Genomic DNA, 17,423 nt, shown 5'->3' with positions numbered 1-17,423 from the left:
GCGCAGGCTGCTGACAGCAGGTTGGCAGCAGGCCTCTTACGCCGCCGGCAGCGGACCGTCGCCATCGACCACGGTCAGGCGCGGCTCGAGGATGTCGAGATGGATCCCGCCGCAATCGGTGCAGCGCATGGTCCAGTACTCGCAGCCGGCGCGGCCGCCGATCACACGGAGCACCGTGAGATTGCCGTCGCATTCCGGGCATATCGACAGCACCTCGCGCGAATAGATTCTCGGTCGCGGAGTGTCGTCGTATTCGATGACTGACATGAACCGGTGTCCCCCTGTTATGCCGCGCTGTGGCTCAATCCCGCTGTCGTCTCGCCAGATCTATTCGTCGTCGCTGTCGTCGGCGTGCCGGCGGAAGCGGTCGATGTGATGCTTGGCGTCGGCGATCGCGGCGTCCGGATCGGGCCAGGCGAATCCGACTTCCATGGTCGGAAACAGCACGCCGTCGATGGCAAGCGGGCTCAAATCGGCGCGCCGGATACGGGCGTGCCACAGTCCCTTGCCAGCTTCGAAGGATTCGATGTCAAAGCCGTCGTAGAGGGTCGTCATTGGTAGTCCCCAAATGCTCTTGTCGGAGGGTTAGAGGACCACGATTGCCGATTTCGAAATGTGAAGCCGTTCACAAGCGGCCGGCTTTTTCAGCCGAATGGTTGATGCGCCAGAGCGTTTTCGAGCGAAGTGGATACCGGTTCGCGTCAAGAAAACGCGTCAAAACAAGAACCTAGTTCCGTCCGCTAGTGCGTCCGAACCGCCGCGGACGGGCGGCGGGTTCCGCCGCAGCGCGCATGATCCAGCGGCGGAACGCGGCAAAGTCGCGCTGCTCGGTCTGAAAGCTGCGGTACAGCAGATACCAGCGCATGCCCTTAGGGACGGAAAGGTCGAACGGTGCCACCAGGCGTCCGGCAGCGAGGTCATCGTCGATGTAGGGGCGGATGCCCATGGCGATGCCGAGCCCGTCGGCGGCGGCCTGGAGCGCCTGGCCGTAGAACTGGAACTCGGGGCCCCGCGCGTTGATCCGGGTGAGGCCGGCAGCCTTCAGCCAGATCGGCCAATCCTCCGGCGAATGCGTGACGCGGATCAGGCCGGGCCCTTTGAGGTCGGCCGGCCGTTTCAGGCCGCTGGCGAGGCGGGGCACGCAGACCGGCGTCAAATCGCCCGCGAACAGCGGTTCGGCGACGAGGCCGGGCCAGTCGCCGGTGCCGAGCTTGATGCCGCAACTCCAGTCCTCGCCGAACGGCACCTCGGCGCCGCCGGTGGTGAAGCGCACCTCGATATCGGGCTCCTCGCTGCGAAACTCCGACAGCCGCGGGATCAGCCAGCGCATCGCAAACGTATGTCCGACGCCGATGGTGAGCACGCGCACGCTTGCAGGCGCCGTCACCTGCGCGGTGAGGCTGGCGAGCGCATCGAAGATCGGCGTCAGGCCGCTTTGGTAGGCGCGGCCCGCCTGCGTCAGCACCAGCTTGTTGGCCTTGCGCTCGAACAGCGCGACGCCGAGCCGCTCTTCCAGGAGATGCACCATGCGGCTGACGGCGGCCGCAGAGACGTTCAGCTCGATCCCAGCCGCAGCAAAGCTGCCGGTCCGGGCCGCCGCTTCGAAAGCCTTGATGCCGTTGAGAAAGAGCAACCGCCGCAAACGAGGGACCCTCAGGAAAGCTGATGCCAGGCCAAGATAACTCAGTTTGCGCTGATGGGGCAAGCGAGGCACCTTCCCATTGCCTCTCCCCGCGTGCGGGGAGAGGCCGACACGCGAAGCGTGGCGGGTGAGGGGGACTCTCCGCGAGTGCAGCTTTCACCGTCCGCGCGGAGGCTCCCCCTCACCCCACCCTCTCCCCGCAAGCGGGGCGAGGGAGAGCAGACAGTCTTGCGTCCCTTACCCGTCGAACATTGGAGAATTCCCACGTGACGCCCATCATGATCGCTGCCCTCGGATTGCTGATGGTCGCCACCGCGTTCCTGTCGGGGCTGTTCGGCATGGCGGGCGGGCTGATCCTGATCGGCGTGCTCTTGGCCCTGATGCCGCTGCCGACCGCGATGGTGCTGCATGCGATCACGCAGATGGCCTCGAACGGCTGGCGCGCTCTGCTGTGGCGCGCGCATATCCGCTGGCGGCCGGTCGCGAACTATCTGGTCGGCGCCGCCATCGCGCTCGGTGCGTGGTCGCTCACCCGCTACGTGCCGGACAAGCCGATGGCACTCCTGATGCTGGGGGCCACGCCGTTCATGGCGCGACTGCTGCCTGCGAACATCAAGCCCGACCCTGATCGCCTCTGGCAGGGCACCGTCTACGGCACGATCTGCATGGGCCTGATGCTGATGACCGGCGTTTCTGGGCCGCTGCTCGACACGTTCTTCCTCGGCGGCAATTTCGGCCGGCGCGAGAAGGTGGCGACCAAGGCGATGTGCCAGGTTGTCAGCCATCTCACCAAGCTGATCTATTTCGGCGGCATCATCGACCAGGCCGCCTCGCTCGATCCGGTGCTTGCCGGCGTCGCAATTCTCGCCTCGATGCTCGGCACCACGCTGGCGCGGCGCCTGCTCGAAGCCATGACAGACCAGCAATTCGTCGCCTGGTCGTACAAGCTGATCACCACCATCGCCTGCTACTACATCGCCTATGGCGGCTGGCTGCTGGTTCGCACGCCGGTGCTGGCCGCCTTCGACAAGGGAGGTTTGCAATGAGCCAGACCGCGGATCCGTTGGTGCTGGACTTCGTCGAATGGATCGCGCGCGAGCCGCGCGCCTATGCCGAGGTAATCTCGACCTGGAAGACCTCGTGCCCGCGCCTCACCATCTGGGAGGACGCCGCCGACCGTGGCTTCGTCGCGCGCGAGACACTGCCCGGCATGGGGCTGGTCATTGCGGTGACGGAAGAGGGCGAGAGGCTGCTGCGCGCGAACGGGCGCTGATACGCCCTTCTGCCCCCACATCGTCATTGCGAGCGCCAGTGAAGCAATCCAGAATGTCTCCGCGGAAGCAGTCTGGATTGCTTCGTCGCAAGAGCTCCTCGCAATGACGGAGCGTGTGGAGACCACCATGTCGCTCAAGCTCTACGAACTCGTCGGCACCGATGCCTCGCGCCCCTTCAGTCCTTACTGCTGGCGTACGCGAATGGCGCTGGCGCATAAGGGGCTGACGGCGGAATCGCTGCCCTGGCGTTTCACCGAGAAGAGCGCGATCGCCCCGCACGGCTCGCAGCGTGTGCCGGTGCTGCTACATCACGACAGGGCGGTGGTCGATTCCTGGACGATCGCGAATTATCTCGAAGACAATTTTCCGGATCGTCCGTCGCTGTTCGGCGGCGAGGGCGGCCGCGCCATGGCGCGCATGATCAATGCATGGGGCGACATCGCCATCGTCGGCGGCATCTTTCCGCTCATCATCGCTGATATCTCGAAAAATCTGGCCGAGGTCGATGCCGCCTATTTCCGAGAGTCGCGCGAGGCGCGCTTTGGCGGCAAGAGACTGGAAGAAATCATGGCGAACCGCGATGCGGGTGTGGTCACCTTCCGCAAATCGCTGGAGGTGATGCGCCAGACCTTCAAGACGCAGCCCTTCATCGGCGGGCATGCACCTGATTATGCCGACTACATCGTGTTCGGCGGTTTCCAATGGGCGCGCGTGGTGAGCCCCTTCAAGCTGCTCGAGGCCGACGATCCGGTCTATGCCTGGCGCGAAAAGATGCTCGATGCGTTCGACGGCATGGCAAGGCGATCGCCGGGGTTTGCCGTCTAGTGGCTCAAGGGGCGAGCTGGCCGAAGGCAGCTCATCCCCGTGACGCGTGAACCTTGGTCAGAACTTGTAGGCGATGCCGACCCGGCCGATGTCGCTGGTCAGCTTGGTCGAGATATTGAAGGTCGCGGTACGCGTGCTGCCGGTGGTGACGAGGCCGGAGGTCGAGACCGAGCCGAAATCCACGTGCAGGTATTCCCCGCTCACCACCCAATGCGGCGTGATCGCGTAGTCGATGCCGGCACCCGCGGTCCAGCCGACGCGTGTCTGGCTGACCGTAGCCGCCTCGAATTCGAAACCGGATCCGAGCGGCGAGAAACCGACATAGGTGTTCGAATATCTGACGTCACCGATGGCGACACCGCCGGTCGCATAGAACAGCGCCTTGTTGACCGCGTAACCGGCGCGGCCGCGAATGGTCGCCAGCCAGTTGGTCGAGACAGTGGTTGAAAACGCTGCCGTGCCGGCGGGGAACGTCAGGAACGGAGCACCGGCCGTCGCGACCGTCTTGTTGAAATGGAACCAGGAGATGTCGCCTTCGATACCGCCGACGAAGGCACCCCATTGCTGATTGTAGCCAGCCTTGGCGCCGACGATCGCGTTGGTGCCCGACAGGCCCGGAGACCCGAGCGCGCTCAGCCCGGGAATATCGGCAGGAATGTAAAGCGGGATGGCTCCATTCACGATGCTCAGGCTCGGATCGGCCTGGGTCCATCCGGCGCCGGCGGTTGCGCCGACGTAAAATCCCGTCCAGCTGAACGGAGCGACCGCAGGCGGAGCCTTGTAAATCGGCGCGCGCATATCGGCGGCAGATGCCGCGGCGATGGACGCCATCCCGCCGATGACGGCGAAGAGCACGGGTCGCAACAAGCCAGCTCGCGTCATGTAAGTCCCAGCCATTCAAATCTTAGGTAGAAATTGATAGCACGCCTCTCGCGCACAGGCTGTGCTCGGAATGTCACGCCCGCGCCAAATGTTTCTGGTCGTTTCTGAACAGGATACCGCGCGGGGCGGATCGCGATCGGCCTCCGGAGGCATCCGCGACCGCGCCTCATCATTAGCGGCGCAAACTACTTCGCCGCCGCTTTGCGCAGGCATTCGCGGCACAGGCAATCCTCGCCTTTTGCGGGCATCGGCAGCCGCACCGTCTCCTCCGCGCACCAACAGGCGCCGGACATGTCGCAGCCGAACTCGGTGCCGCAGCGGGAGCAGGCGAGGCGGCGTGCCGATGGTTCCTGCAACGCGAATTCTTTCGAAATTGTCATGATTTACGCAATAGCTTCGCCGTCATTTTCATGTCGGGTTCATCTCCCTGCCTCGATATATTAGGCTTCGCCGACACAGTCGAAAAGCGGTCGGCAACGCGCGGAGGACAAATCGATGGCCCGCGATCCGCAAGCCGCCCTCGTTGCGCTGAACCGCTTCGGCTTCGGCGCCCGCGGCGGTGCATCTGGCGATCTCATCAATGCAGCGTCCGATCCCAGAGGATTCGTGAAGGCGGAACTGGCCCGTCCCTTTGGCGTGCTATTGGAGGCGCCAGGCCTGCAATCGACGCCGCAGCTCGGGCAGGCGGCGTTCGCCTATCAGGACCAGGTCAAGCAGGCGCGCGAGGCGCCGAAGACGGCCACGCCGACCGAAGCACCGGCGCCGCAGCCGCCCGCTGAGCAGAAGCCCGACAACCAGTTGCGGCGCAATCTCTCGCTCAACACCGTCATGACCGAGATCGCCGGTCAGACATCCGAGGCGAAGCCTGCGGCCGACAACGCGATGAAGCCTGGCAGCATGCAGCCCGGCGCCGCCGCGCCGGCTGCAGCAAAGCCGGCGCAGCCGCTCAACGTGATCCAGAAGACCTTTCGCACTGAAGCGTTGGCGCGGTTGCAGCGCGCGATGCTGGTCGATTGCGGCTTCACCGAGCGCCTCGTCGTATTCTGGTCCAATCATTTCTGCATCTCCGCCAGCAAGGGCGAGCTGGCGCGGATGTGGGCCGGTGCGTTCGAGCGCGAGGCGATCCGTCCCCACGTGCTCGGGCGCTTCGCCGATATGCTGAAGGCGGTCGAGCAGCATCCGGCGATGCTGTTCTTCCTCGACAACCAGCAATCGCTCGGACCGGACTCGCGCGCGGGCCAGAACCGCAAGCGCGGGCTGAACGAAAATCTCGCGCGCGAGATCATGGAGCTGCATACGCTCGGTGTCGGCGGCGGCTATACGCAGGAGGACGTCACCTCGCTCGCGCGCATCATCACCGGCTGGACCTTTGCGGGCCGGAAAGGGCAGATCGGGGTGCCCGGTTCCTTCGCCTTCAACGCCAACGCGCACCAGCCCGGACCGCAGGTGCTGCTCGGCAAGACCTATGAAGCGACGGGCCTGGCGCAGGGTGAGGCCGCGCTCGCCGACATCGCGCGTCATCCCTCGACTGCGAACTTCATTGCGACAAAATTCGTCCGGCACTTCGTCGCCGACGATCCGCCGCCGGCGCTGGTGGCGCGGTTGCGCGATGTCTTCGTCAAGACCGACGGCGACCTCAAGGCGCTCGCCATGGCGCTGGTCGATGCCAACGAGGCCTGGCAGGCGCCGCTCACCAAGATGCGCTCGCCTTACGATTTCCTGGTCGCGAGCGGCCGGCTGCTTGCGCGCGTACCGGAGGATCCCGGGCTCTACCTGAACGGTCTGAACCTGCTCGGCCAGCCGCTGTGGACGCCTGCCGGCCCCAACGGTTTCCCTGATACCGCGGCCGCCTGGGCCGCGCCCGAAGGCCTGAAGCTCCGGCTCGACATTGCCTCCCAGATGGGCGCGCGGCTCGGACCGAACATCGATCCGCTCGACCTGCTGGAATTCGCCGCGGGCGCGGCGGCGTCAGTTGAAACCCGGCGGACCATCGAGCGCGCGGAATCGCGCCAGCAGGCGCTGGCGCTGCTGTTGATGTCGCCGGAACTGCAGAGGAGATGAAGATGATCGACTGCGTCGAAAACCGGCTCCTCACCTCGCGCCGCGGCCTTCTGCTCGGCGGCGCCTCCTTCGCGGCCTGGGCCTATTTGCCGAAATTTGCGCGCGCGGCCGACGGACGCGATCCGCGCCTGGTCGTGGTGATCCTGCGCGGCGCGCTCGACGGGCTCGCGACCGTCGCGCCGATCGGCGACCCCGACTATGCCGGCCTGCATGGCGCGATCGCGCTCGCGGCGGACGGCGCGCATCCCGCGACCAGGCTCGACGGCTTCTTCGCGCTGCATCCGGCGATGCCGGAATTTGCGCGGATGTATCGCGACCAGCATGCCGTTGTGATCCATGCTGTCTCGACCCCCTATCGCGACCGCTCGCATTTCGATGGCCAGGACGTGCTCGAGAGCGGCTATGCCGGTCCGGGCCGCGTGCAGTCCGGCTGGCTCAACCGCGCCCTCGAAGCGCTGCCGCGCGGCGAGCGCGTGTCGAGCGGACTTGCGGTCGGCCCCACCACGCCGCTGGTGCTGCGCGGCAATGCGCCGACCGTCGGCTGGGCGCCGGTCGCGCTGCCGCAGGCCGATGACGACACCGCGATGCGGCTGGTCGATCTCTACCGTCATCGCGATCCCGCGCTGGCCTCGGCGCTAACGCAGGGCCTGCAGCTCGAGAAGGCTGCGAGCGGCGACGACATGAAGCCGAAGCCGGGCAACCAGGCCGCACAGATGCGGCAGGTCGCGCGTGGCGCCGCCAAGCTGATGGCCGCCGACGACGGGCCGCGCATCGCAGCGCTCGCCTTCGACGGCTGGGACACGCACGCCAATGAAGGCGGCCCGGTCGGGCGCCTCGCCTTCCTGCTTGGCGGTCTCGACAGTGCGCTCGCCGAATTCGAAAGCGGCTTGGGGAATCGCTGGCGCGACACCGTCGTCGTGGTTGCCACCGAGTTCGGCCGCACCGCGCGCATCAACGGCACCGATGGCACCGACCACGGCACCGGCACCATCGCGCTGCTTGCCGGCGGTGCCGTAAAAGGCGGCCGCGTCATCTCGGATTGGCCCGGCCTCAAGCCCGCCAACCTCTATGAAGGCCGCGACCTGAAGCCGACCACCGATCTGCGTTCCGTCATCAAGGGCGTGCTGCAGGGACAGTTCGGCCTGTCGGATCAAGTGCTGGCCCAGACCGTGTTTCCGGATAGCGCCAGCGCCAGGCCGATGAAGGGATTGGTGGCTTAATCTACAAGCACTGTCATTCCGGGGCGCGCGTAGCGAGAGCCCGGAATCCATTCATCGCCGGGCGTTGTCGCAAAATGGATTCCGGGCCTGCGCCTTGCGGCGCATCCCGGAATGACGAACTATCTTCTGACATCAGGAGACCACCCGCATGTACATCGCCATGAACCGCTTCCGCGTCGCCAAGGGATCGGAAGCCGCCTTCGAGCAGGTCTGGCTCTCGCGCGACACGCATCTGGACAAGGTGCCGGGCTTCGTCGAATTCCATCTGCTGCGCGGCCCAGAGCTCGAGGACCACACGCTGTATGCCTCGCACACGGTGTGGGCCAATCACGCGGCGTTCGATGCCTGGACCAAGTCGGAGGCGTTTCGCGCGGCGCATGCCCGGGCCGGCGACAACAAGCCGCTCTACCTCGGCCATCCCCAGTTCGAAGGCTTTGAGGTGATGCAGACGGTCGGACGCGGCGCCAAATAGCGCGCCGCGCACCAAACCCTCACGCCTTGGTAATCCTGTCGATCTCGGCGAGATCCTCGGCCGTGAGCTGCCAGGCGATCGCCTTGACGTTCTGCTCGACCTGCTCGACGCGGGTGGCGCCGGCAATCACGCTCGAGACCTGCGGCCGCCCGGCGAGCCAGGAGAAGGCGAGCTCCAGCATCGAATGGCCGCGGGCTTTCGCAAAGGCCTGGAGCTTCTCGACGATGTCCTCGTTGCGCGGCGTGACATAGCGGTCGCGCAATGCCGGCGCCTTGCCGAAGCGCGTGTCGGCGGGGGCGGCTGCGCCGCGCTGGTACTTGCCGGTGAGCAGGCCGCTCGCCAGCGGGAAGAACGGCAACAGGCCGAGCTTGTATTCCTGGGCTGCGGGCAGCAGGTCCTTCTCGATGTCGCGAACGAGGAGGCTGTACTCGTCCTGCGCCGAGACGAAGCGGCTGACATTCATCGCGCGCGCGGTGAACTCGGCCTCGGCAATGCGCCAGGCCGGAAAGTTGGAATGGCCGATGTAGCGGACCTTGCCCTGGCGGACGAGATCGTCGAGCGCGCGCAGCGTCTCGTCCAGCGGCGTCAGCGGATCGTAATCATGCTGCTGGTAGAGATCGATGTAATCGGTCTTGAGCCGCGTCAGGCTGGCCTCGACCGCGTTCATGATGTAGCGGCGCGAGGCGCCCTGCTTGGTGCCGTCGGCCGCCATCGGCTTGGAATATTTGGTGGCGAGCACGATGTCCTTGCGGCGATCGCCGAGCACGGTGCCCAGCACCGTCTCCGAACCGCCCATGCCGGCATAGATGTCGGCGGTGTCGAACAGCGTGATGCCGAGATCGATCGCGCGGTGGATCACCTTGCGCGAGGTTTCCAGATCGGTGCGCTGGCCGAAATTGTTGCAGCCGAGCCCGACCGCGGACACGCGCAGGCCGGAGCCGCCGAGATTACGAATTTCCATGGGAGATCCTGTCAGAACAAAGCAGGCACCCATTGTGACCGCGGCGCACGGCACCGGCAAGCGGCCGCTTGCGTTGCTGCCATGCCGACAGGGAGCGAGACAAAAAAATGCGGCCCCCGTAGACGCGGCGACTGACGGGGACCGCTTGGGGCGCTTGATCGGTGACGGGGGGCCTGATCAGACGCAACTGCAGCCTAACCCCGTCATGTAACGCGCCGGTGACATCAGGAGTTATCCACAGGGCCGCATGATCCGGAAAAGTGCGAAGCGGTTTTCCGAAAAGATCATGCTCAAAAGAGGCCCCCCCAAAAAATCAGAAGATCTTCCGGTAGACGATGAAGCCGGAGCGTTCCGCGACCTTGTCGTACAGGCTCTGCGCGGTGGTGTTGGTCTCGTGGGTCTGCCAGTAGACCCTGGGCGCGCCTGCCTGCCTGGCGCGCTCGTAGACGCCATGGATCAGCGCCGAGCCGACGCCCTTGCCGCGTGCGGCTTCGTTCGTGAACAGGTCCTGCAAATAGCAGGACGGCTCGATCGCCGTGGTGCTGCGATGGAACAGATAGTGCGTCAGCCCGAGCAGTTTGCCGTCGCTCTCGGCGACCAATCCATGCACCGGCTCATAGGCATCGAAGAAGCGCTGCCAGGTCATGTGTGTGATCTCGGGCGCGAGCGCGGTCGGACCGGAGCGGCCGTAGAAGGCATTGTAGCCGTCCCACAGCGGCAGCCATTGATCGTAGTCCTGCCGGGTGACGGAACGAATGGTGAGCGACATCTGGGACATCCACGGGATCGATGAGGCGTCCTTCATACGTGACGATGGGCGCTCTGATCAATCGCGCTGTCGCGCATCACTCCGCAACGCGCAAGTAGCGGATCAGCTTCCGCGCCGCGGGATCGCGCAGCGAGCGATAATGGTCGGCGCGTGCCGGGGCGTCGGTGTGGCGGACGAGGTCCGTCACCGGCGTGTAGCTCAGCATGCGCCCGCCGTCGGGCAGCGCGGTGCAGACGAAGCGCAGCACCTCGCCATTGCGCAAGGCGATGTTGATCGGCGTGGCGTCGCCGGTCCGCACCATCTCCATGCGCTGCGCGATGAAGACGCCGAGCTCCTCCTCCGGCAGCTCGAACGCGCCGGTATCGCGGCCGTGATACATCAGCGCGATGAAGGGCGGCTTCTCGTCGGCCTTGTCGTCGGGCAGCGCGAAATAGTCGCGGAATGCGCGGTTGATGAATTCGGCGCGGGTCTCGGCATCGAGCAGCACGATGCCGATGTCGACCTGGTCGAGCGCCGCGGATAGCCGCGCGGCCGTGGCGTGGGTGTGCCGCTCGGCGGCGAAGGCATCGAGCAGTCGCTCGCGCATCAGGCCGGTGATGCCTGCGGTGCCGAAGGCTGTCACCGCGAGGAGTCCGATCAGATCGGCGGCGGCTTGAAAGGGCATGGCACGGTGGCCGAGGCAGAACAGCGCCGCGCCTGCCACGGCAAGCGCCGCGCTGGTCATGGCGGAGGCGAAGCCCGACAGCGCGCCGGCAAGGGCAACGACGCAGACGAACAACGGCGCAGGCGAGGGAAGAGGAACGGCACGGTCGAGCAGAATCGCCAGCAGCGCGATCGCTGCCGTCAGCACGGGACCGGACATGGCACGCCATCCGAACCGCATGGGCTTCGCTCGTTCCTTCCTGAACGAGATAAGGCCGCCAGACTGACCCTTGGTTGCGCGAGCGCAATGCGGTTTCGTGCGGCGCGCTTAAGCGGAGCTTGCCTGCGCGCTCAAAGCTTTCGGATGATTTTAGACCAAATGCGTACGCATCACGCGCTGTTGCAGCGTGGGTGCATTCTGTGTCGACGTCCTCGGATCCTTGCGGGTGCCGACGAAAATCAACAGCGATGCCGCGACCAGGATGGCCGCAGTCAGGGTGATTGCCACAACTACCACAGGCGATTTCATCGGTGTCCTGTCGCGATGCCATCAGGCGCGGGTCCCGCGGCGCCGTGAAGGCTGGTCCAGGATGAAACGGGGATCAGACCGGCAGGCCCATCGCCATGGTCGCCCTGGTCGACAGCACCGTGAGGGTGACGATCAGACACAACGACAGTGCTGCGACGGCAAGCGAGGCCGCCACCGCATGGGTCAACCGGGAAGAGGCGGCAATGGCGGAGCGGCCCTGAAAGCCGACCGTGCCGGACGCCCGAATCATGGTCTAAATCCTTCAACGTGCGGGCGAATCACCCGCGACGCCGAACAACTTCACAATTTCAACTGGCAATATTGCGGCGGCGAACGCGGCGAAAGCGGCAGGATTGCGGCAAAGGTTAACGCTATACCCGCTATTTCTTAACGCTGCACCGGATTTCAGGCCCCGGCCGCGATGCTGGCGGGGTCGTCGATGTCGGCCGGCCGCCAATCCATCGACACGAAGCCGGGCGCCGCCTCGACGCGCTTCAGCCAGTCCCGGATTGCCGGGAAGGGCTGGAGGTCGAAGTCGCAGCGATCGGCGAGGTGGGTGTAACCGTACAGCGCGATGTCGGCGACCGTGAGCTGGCGGGCGGCGAAATAGGCGCTGGTCTTGAGATGGTTCTCCATCACCTGGAGCGCGCCATAGCCGCGCTCCATCCAGTCCTCCAGCGCATGGGTCTGCAGGTCGCGGCCGCCCTTGACCAGCGACAGCCAGAAATAGGCGGCGCCGATATTCGGCTCGAGCGCGTGCTGCTCGAAGAACATCCATTGCAGCGCCTCGGCGCGATCGATCCGGTTCTCCGGCGCGAGCGGCGTGCCGACGGCGACATACCAGAGGATGGCGTTGGACTCGGCAAGGAAGCGATTGTCGCCGACCTCGAGTAGCGGCACTTGGCCCGACGGGTTCTTGGTCAGGAAATCAGGCGTGCGGCTCTCGCCGCGCAGAATGTCCACCTCGATCGCTTCGTAAGGCAGGTTCAACAGCGCCAGCGCAAGGCGGACCTTGTAGCTGTTGCCCGAGCGTTGCATCGAATAGAGCTTGTACATTCTGGGAGTTCGATTCCAAGGACGGGCAATGGACGGAAAGGTGCGGTGCATGTTGCCCCGGACCGCGGCTAAACAATGATGCCGATGCGAATCCGCCGCAAGGGCCGCACCATAGAAAAACTCGAAAACCCTACCGCACTGCAACGCCAGGGAAGATCTTGTTCGCGAGGCGCTGCAAATCAGATCACGCTTGCGTCAGCACGCGCGACGCATCGCGTCGCGCGATCGTGTGCGAAGCGGCGGGTTCGTCATGCCCGGGCTTGTCCCGGGCATCCATGTTCTTCGTGCCGCGCGGCGAGGCGTGGATGGCCGGGACAAGCCCGGCCATGACGGTACCGAAGCTTGATCGCACCACGCAAAATTGCTCCGAGGACAAGCCTTGCCGGATATGAGGAGGTTGCCCGGCAAAGTTGCGGAAAATTGCGGGAAATCGGGCTTTGGCCGCCGGAAATCCGCAAACTTTTGCGAGATCAGGCCGAAGTTTCTTGCGGTGCAGCGGCACACGTTTTAGGGTGTCTGTATTCCCACAATCAGAGTCGTGAGGCCAAAGGGTTCACGACGCTTGTCAGGAGATGACGATGTCCTTCCTTGCCGCTGCGCTCGACCGTGTGAAGCCGTCCGCGACCATCGCGGTCACGGATAAAGCACGCGCGCTGAAAGCGGCGGGCCGCAACGTCATCGGCCTCGGTGCCGGTGAGCCCGACTTCGACACGCCCGCCAACATCAAGCTGGCGGCGATCCGCGCCATCGAGGCCGGCAAGACCAAGTACACCGCGGTCGACGGCATCCCTGAGCTGAAGGACGCGATCATCGCGAAGTTTCAGCGCGAGAACGGCGTCGTCTACAAGCCGAACCAGATCATCGTCGGCACCGGCGGCAAGCAGGTGCTCTACAACGCGCTGATGGCGACCATCAATCCGGGCGACGAGGTGATCATCCCCGCGCCGTACTGGGTCAGCTATCCTGAAATGGTGGCGCTTGCGGGCGGCGAGCCGGTGCCGGTGGTCTGCACCGCGGCGACCGGCTTCAAGCTCGGCGCCGAAGCGCTTGAGCGCGCGATCACGCCGAAGACCAAATGGGTGATCCTGTGCTCGCCGTCGAACCCGACGGGCGCGGCCTATACGCGCGCCGAGCTCAAGGCGCTCACCGACGTGCTGGTCAAGCATCCGCATGTCTGGGTGATGACCGACGACATGTACGAGCATCTTGTCTATGACGACTTCCAGTTCACCACGGTCGCGCAGGTTGAGCCGAGCCTTTACGACCGCACGCTGACCGTGAACGGCGTGTCGAAGGCCTATTGCATGACCGGCTGGCGCATCGGCTATGCCGGCGGCCCGGCCCAGCTGATCAAGGCGATGTCGACCATTCAGTCGCAGTCGACCTCGAACCCGTGCTCGATCGCGCAGTGGGCGTCGGTGGAAGCGCTGAACGGTCCGCAGGACTTCATCCCGGCCAACAACAAGGTGTTCAAGGAGCGCCGCGACCTCGTCGTTTCCATGCTCAACCAGGCGAACGGCATCGAGTGCCCGCGTCCCGAAGGTGCGTTTTACGTCTATCCGTCCTGCGCCGGCACGATCGGCAAGAAAGCGCCGTCGGGCAATGTGATCGGAAACGACGAGCAGTTCGTCACCGAGCTGCTGGAGACCGAAGGCGTCGCGGTGGTGCAGGGTTCGGCCTTCGGCCTTGGACCTGCGTTCCGTATCTCCTATGCGACCAAGACCTCGGATCTCGAAGACGCCTGCAAGCGCATCCAGCGCTTCTGCGGCAATCTGCGCTGAGCCGAAGACAGTGCGAATTGAAAAGGCCCGCTTCGGCGGGCCTTTTTGTTTGTGCTTCGACCAGGTGGAGTCGAATGGTGCTTTGATCGGGTCGGCGTCTTGCCATGCCCCTCACCCGGATCGCTGCGCGATCCGACCTCTCCCCGCACAAGGGCGGGGAGAGGTTTAGGGAGCGCTCCGTCGTTCGTCCGCATTGTGAGGGACGCGCCGCTCGGCCACTCCCTCGCCCCGTTCTTACGGGGAGAGGGTGGGGTGAGGGGCTCTCTCCGCGAAACTGGTTTTAGATGCGCGCGATCTGGCAACTCCAAAACTCTTGTGGCATAGACCATCGCGCAACACGGGTGGGGCGCTTTTCTCTGCTCGCATCACACTCATAGCCGGAGATATTTCATGCGCCGCTCGTTCATCTTCGCCGGGCTCACTGTCGCGAGTCTCGTTGCCTCCGTCGTGAGCGGCAGCGCGCAGCAGCGGATGGTTCGGGTCGGCGTGCTCGAATGCCGCGGCGGCGCCAGCGTCGGCTTCATCGTGGGATCGGTGACCAATCTCGGCTGTGTGCTGCGCGCCGACGGCTTGCCTGAAGACCGCTACGTCGCGACCATTCGCAAGGTCGGCCTCGACATCGGCATCACCCAGGAAACCACGCTCGCCTGGGGCGTGTTCGCGCCGGTCGACCGGCTCGGTCCCGGCGATCTCTCTGGCAATTACGCGGGCGCGCAAGGCAGCGCTTCGGTCGGCGTCGGCCTCGGCGGCAATGTGCTGGTCGGTGGCTCCAACAATTCGATCGCGCTCCAGCCGCTCAGCGTGCAGGGCCAGGTCGGGCTCAATGTCGCCGCCGGTCTCGAAAGCCTGGAACTGCGTCCGGGCCGTTAAGATATCGCGAGCGAGGCTCTCTCTCCACCTCTCCCCGTCGGGGAGAGGTGGAACAAGCGGCGATAGCCGTGCCGGCACTATAAGACTTGATCTAACTGACGACGCACCGCAGCGACGTTTGACGCTTGCCAAATCTCGGGGACGGGCAGAGCATCTGCGTTTGCCGACCCAATCATGGGCCGAGCTCCACATCAAGGAGGCGGCGAATGGGACAAGACGTCAGAAGTCCCCGAGGTCCACGGTGCATTGCGCTGGTGGGCCCTTTCCAATCAGGTAAAACCACACTTCTCGAAGCAATCCTGGCGCGAACGGGCGCAATCCCGCGCGCCGGCAGCGTCGATGCCGGAACTTCCGTCGGCGACGCCTTGCCCGAGGCTCGTCATCACAAGATGACCGTCGGGCTGACTGCCGCCACCACGAGTTTCATGGGCGACAGCTACACCTTCCTGGATTGTCCCGGTTCCGTCGAGTTTGCCCACGACATGCGCGCCGCGCTCCCGGCGGTCGATGCCGCCATCGTGGTCTGCGAGGCCGACGAGAAGAAGCTGCCGCAGCTTCAGATCATCCTCCGCGAGCTGGAGGAGCTGAAGATCCCGCGTTTCCTGTTCCTCAACAAGATCGACCGCGCCAACAAGCGCATCCGCGAGACGCTCGCGATGCTCCAGCCCGCCTCGCGCGTGCCGCTGGTGCTGCGCCAGATCCCGATCTGGAAGGGCGAGCTGATCGAGGGCTTCGTCGATCTCGCGCTGGAACGTGCGTTCGTCTATCGCGAGCACAAGGCCTCCGAAGTGATCGCGCTCGAAGGCGGCGATCTCGATCGCGAGAAGGAGGCGCGCTTCTCGATGCTGGAGAAGCTCGCCGATCATGACGATGCGCTGATGGAGCAATTGCTCGAGGACATCCAGCCGCCCCGCGATGCCGTGTTCGACGACCTCGCCCGCGAATTGCGCGAAGGCCTGATCTGCCCGGTGCTGCTCGGCGCTGCTGCGCGCGAGAACGGCGTGCTGCGCCTGATGAAGGCGTTGCGCCACGAGGCGCCCGGCATTGCCGAGACCGCAAAACGTCTCGGCGCGCCCGAGAGCAAGGACGCGCTCGGCTTCGTCTTCAAGACGCTGCACTCGCAGCACGGCGGAAAGCTGTCGCTGACGCGGCTGCTCGCCGGCCATCTCGACGACGGCGCCACGCTGCAATCCTCCTCCGGCGGAACGGGCCGCATCTCCGGCATCCTCGCCGTCAACGGCGCCTACGACAGCAAGCGTGCTGCGGCCGAAGCCGGCGACACCGTTGCGCTCGCCAAGCTCGACGCGGTCAAGACCGGCGACACCGTCTCGAGCGGCAAGACCGCGCCTGCCGCGCTCGCTGCACCAGAGCCGACGTCGCCTGTGCTCGCCATGTCGGTTGCGGCCACCGACCGCAAGGACGATGTCAAGCTCGGCCAGGCGTTGATGCGGCTGCACGAGGAGGATCCCTCGCTCGTCATCGTGCAGAACGCCCAGACCCACGACACCGTGCTGTGGGGGCAGGGCGAGATGCATCTGCGCGTCGCCAGCGAACGGCTGCGTGACCGTTTCGGCGTCAAGATCGCCTCGCATCCGCCCGCGATCGGCTACCAGGAGACCATCCGCAAGCCGATCGTTCAGCGCGGCCGCCACAAGAAGCAGTCCGGCGGACACGGCCAGTTCGGCGATGTCGTGCTCGACATCAGGCCGCTGCCGCGTGGCGAGGGTTTCAGGTTCGCCGAGAAGGTGGTCGGCGGCGCTGTGCCGCGCAACTACATCGGCGCGGTGGAAGAGGGGGTCGTCGATGGGCTCGCGCGCGGTCCGCTCGGCTTTCCCGTGACCGATTTGGAGGTGACGCTCACCGACGGCTCCTATCACAGCGTCGATTCCTCCGACCTCGCCTTCCGCACGGCGGCGCGGGTCGGGCTGAACGAGGGCCTGCCGCAATGCCAGTCGGTGCTGCTGGAGCCGATCCACATGGTCGAGATCGTCTGTCCGACCGATGCCACCGCCAAGATCAACGCGATCCTGTCGGCGCGGCGCGGCCAGATCCTCGGCTTCGACACCCGCGACGGCTGGAGCGGCTGGGACTGCGTCCGCGCCATGATGCCCGAGGCCGAGATCGGCGAACTGATCGTCGAGCTGCGTTCGGCCACGGCCGGCGCCGGCAGCTTCACCCGTCAGTTCGACCACATGGCCGAAGTCACGGGCCGCGCCGCCGACCAGATCATCGCCGCGCATCAGCACGCGGCGTAGGTCGGTTAGGGAGGCACAACCTTCTCCTCTTCCCGCTCTCGCGGGGAGAGGAGACGTCGTGCTGCGGCCTCTCCACGTGACATTGCGAGGAGCGAAGCGACGAAGCAATCCAGTCGGTCTCCCCGCGGATTGCTTCGCTGGTGCTCGCAATGACGGAGGAACCAGCGGGAGCTTATCTATCACC

General features: G+C 65.4%; 20 protein-coding genes. 9 read left to right on the top strand and 11 right to left on the bottom strand.

Annotation, left to right across the window (positions count from 1 at the left end; translation table 11 throughout):
* Positions 1 to 36: 36 nt before the first annotated feature.
* The 3 genes from XH89_RS32375 to XH89_RS32365 form a co-directional block, all read right to left on the bottom strand.
* Positions 37 to 267 carry a hypothetical protein gene (locus XH89_RS32375; RefSeq protein WP_194464358.1) on the bottom strand — a complete coding sequence of 77 codons (231 nt, stop codon included), beginning with the start codon at positions 265 to 267 and terminating at the stop codon, positions 37 to 39.
* 60 nt (positions 268 to 327) lie between these two features.
* The gene (locus XH89_RS32370) at positions 328 to 555 is read right to left on the bottom strand and encodes a hypothetical protein (protein WP_194464357.1); all 228 of its coding nucleotides are present in this window, start codon (positions 553 to 555) and stop codon (positions 328 to 330) included.
* A 172-nt stretch (positions 556 to 727) separates the two neighbouring features.
* A complete protein-coding gene (locus tag XH89_RS32365; protein ID WP_194464356.1) occupies positions 728 to 1,642 on the bottom strand; it encodes a LysR substrate-binding domain-containing protein in 915 nt (304 codons plus the stop codon).
* Between the two features lie 266 nt (positions 1,643 to 1,908).
* On the opposite strand from XH89_RS32365, the gene XH89_RS32360 reads away from it, so the two are divergent.
* The 3 genes from XH89_RS32360 (at position 1,909) to XH89_RS32350 (ending at position 3,741) form a co-directional block, all read left to right on the top strand.
* Positions 1,909 to 2,688: a sulfite exporter TauE/SafE family protein gene (locus XH89_RS32360; protein WP_194464355.1), complete on the top strand. Its 780-nt coding sequence runs from the start codon at positions 1,909 to 1,911 to the stop codon at positions 2,686 to 2,688.
* Complete coding sequence (locus XH89_RS32355; protein WP_194464354.1) at positions 2,685 to 2,915, top strand: hypothetical protein; 231 nt, start codon at positions 2,685 to 2,687, stop codon at positions 2,913 to 2,915. The genes XH89_RS32360 and XH89_RS32355 overlap by 4 nt, the downstream gene beginning before the upstream one ends.
* A gap of 127 nt (positions 2,916 to 3,042) precedes the next feature.
* Positions 3,043 to 3,741 carry a glutathione S-transferase family protein gene (locus XH89_RS32350; RefSeq protein ID WP_194468700.1) on the top strand — a complete coding sequence of 233 codons (699 nt, stop codon included), beginning with the start codon at positions 3,043 to 3,045 and terminating at the stop codon, positions 3,739 to 3,741.
* A 57-nt stretch (positions 3,742 to 3,798) separates the two neighbouring features.
* On the opposite strand, the gene XH89_RS32345 is transcribed toward XH89_RS32350, so the two are convergent.
* On the bottom strand, positions 3,799 to 4,596 hold the full coding sequence (locus XH89_RS32345; protein WP_246767923.1) for an outer membrane protein: 798 nt from the start codon (positions 4,594 to 4,596) through the stop codon (positions 3,799 to 3,801).
* 212 nt (positions 4,597 to 4,808) lie between these two features.
* Positions 4,809 to 5,003, bottom strand: a complete 195-nt coding sequence (locus XH89_RS32340) for a cysteine-rich CWC family protein (protein WP_194464352.1) — start codon at positions 5,001 to 5,003, stop codon at positions 4,809 to 4,811.
* A 115-nt stretch (positions 5,004 to 5,118) separates the two neighbouring features.
* Between XH89_RS32340 and XH89_RS32335 the strand changes: the two genes are divergently transcribed.
* From XH89_RS32335 to XH89_RS32325, 3 genes are all read left to right on the top strand, one after another.
* Positions 5,119 to 6,684 (top strand): DUF1800 family protein, encoded by a 1,566-nt coding sequence (locus XH89_RS32335; RefSeq protein ID WP_194464351.1) that lies wholly within the window; start codon positions 5,119 to 5,121, stop codon positions 6,682 to 6,684.
* A gap of 2 nt (positions 6,685 to 6,686) precedes the next feature.
* A complete protein-coding gene (locus XH89_RS32330) occupies positions 6,687 to 7,904 on the top strand; it encodes a DUF1501 domain-containing protein (protein WP_194464350.1) in 1,218 nt (405 codons plus the stop codon).
* A 148-nt stretch (positions 7,905 to 8,052) separates the two neighbouring features.
* Positions 8,053 to 8,376 carry an antibiotic biosynthesis monooxygenase gene (locus tag XH89_RS32325; RefSeq protein WP_194464349.1) on the top strand — a complete coding sequence of 108 codons (324 nt, stop codon included), beginning with the start codon at positions 8,053 to 8,055 and terminating at the stop codon, positions 8,374 to 8,376.
* Between the two features lie 19 nt (positions 8,377 to 8,395).
* Here XH89_RS32325 and XH89_RS32320 read toward each other — a convergent pair whose 3' ends face one another.
* The 6 genes from XH89_RS32320 to XH89_RS32295 all read right to left on the bottom strand — a co-directional run bounded on the left by XH89_RS32320 (position 8,396) and on the right by XH89_RS32295 (position 12,835).
* Positions 8,396 to 9,337, bottom strand: a complete 942-nt coding sequence (locus XH89_RS32320) for an aldo/keto reductase (RefSeq protein WP_194464348.1) — start codon at positions 9,335 to 9,337, stop codon at positions 8,396 to 8,398.
* A 313-nt stretch (positions 9,338 to 9,650) separates the two neighbouring features.
* Complete coding sequence (locus XH89_RS32315) at positions 9,651 to 10,106, bottom strand: GNAT family N-acetyltransferase (RefSeq protein ID WP_194464347.1); 456 nt, start codon at positions 10,104 to 10,106, stop codon at positions 9,651 to 9,653.
* A 76-nt stretch (positions 10,107 to 10,182) separates the two neighbouring features.
* Positions 10,183 to 10,989, bottom strand: a complete 807-nt coding sequence (locus XH89_RS32310; RefSeq protein ID WP_194464346.1) for a PAS-domain containing protein — start codon at positions 10,987 to 10,989, stop codon at positions 10,183 to 10,185.
* Between the two features lie 361 nt (positions 10,990 to 11,350).
* Entirely contained in the window at positions 11,351 to 11,527 is a 177-nt protein-coding gene (locus XH89_RS32305; protein ID WP_194464345.1) for a hypothetical protein, read from the bottom strand.
* A gap of 155 nt (positions 11,528 to 11,682) precedes the next feature.
* On the bottom strand, positions 11,683 to 12,333 hold the full coding sequence (locus XH89_RS32300) for a glutathione S-transferase family protein (RefSeq protein WP_194464344.1): 651 nt from the start codon (positions 12,331 to 12,333) through the stop codon (positions 11,683 to 11,685).
* Between the two features lie 184 nt (positions 12,334 to 12,517).
* Entirely contained in the window at positions 12,518 to 12,835 is a 318-nt protein-coding gene (locus XH89_RS32295; protein ID WP_194464343.1) for a hypothetical protein, read from the bottom strand.
* 76 nt (positions 12,836 to 12,911) lie between these two features.
* Between XH89_RS32295 and XH89_RS32290 the strand changes: the two genes are divergently transcribed.
* The 3 genes from XH89_RS32290 (at position 12,912) to XH89_RS32280 (ending at position 17,239) form a co-directional block, all read left to right on the top strand.
* Positions 12,912 to 14,114, top strand: coding sequence for a pyridoxal phosphate-dependent aminotransferase (locus XH89_RS32290; protein ID WP_194464342.1), 1,203 nt, complete (start codon positions 12,912 to 12,914; stop codon positions 14,112 to 14,114).
* 390 nt (positions 14,115 to 14,504) lie between these two features.
* Complete coding sequence (locus XH89_RS32285; protein ID WP_194464341.1) at positions 14,505 to 14,984, top strand: DUF992 domain-containing protein; 480 nt, start codon at positions 14,505 to 14,507, stop codon at positions 14,982 to 14,984.
* Positions 14,985 to 15,190: 206 nt separating this feature from the next.
* Positions 15,191 to 17,239 carry an elongation factor G gene (locus tag XH89_RS32280; protein ID WP_194464340.1) on the top strand — a complete coding sequence of 683 codons (2,049 nt, stop codon included), beginning with the start codon at positions 15,191 to 15,193 and terminating at the stop codon, positions 17,237 to 17,239.
* The last annotated feature ends 184 nt before the right edge of the window (positions 17,240 to 17,423 follow it).

The organism is Bradyrhizobium sp. CCBAU 53340, from assembly GCF_015291645.1.
Lineage (GTDB): Bacteria > Pseudomonadota > Alphaproteobacteria > Rhizobiales > Xanthobacteraceae > Bradyrhizobium.
The sequence above is the reverse complement of the archived record's forward strand: the minus strand, read 5'-3'. Positions and strand labels throughout refer to the sequence as shown.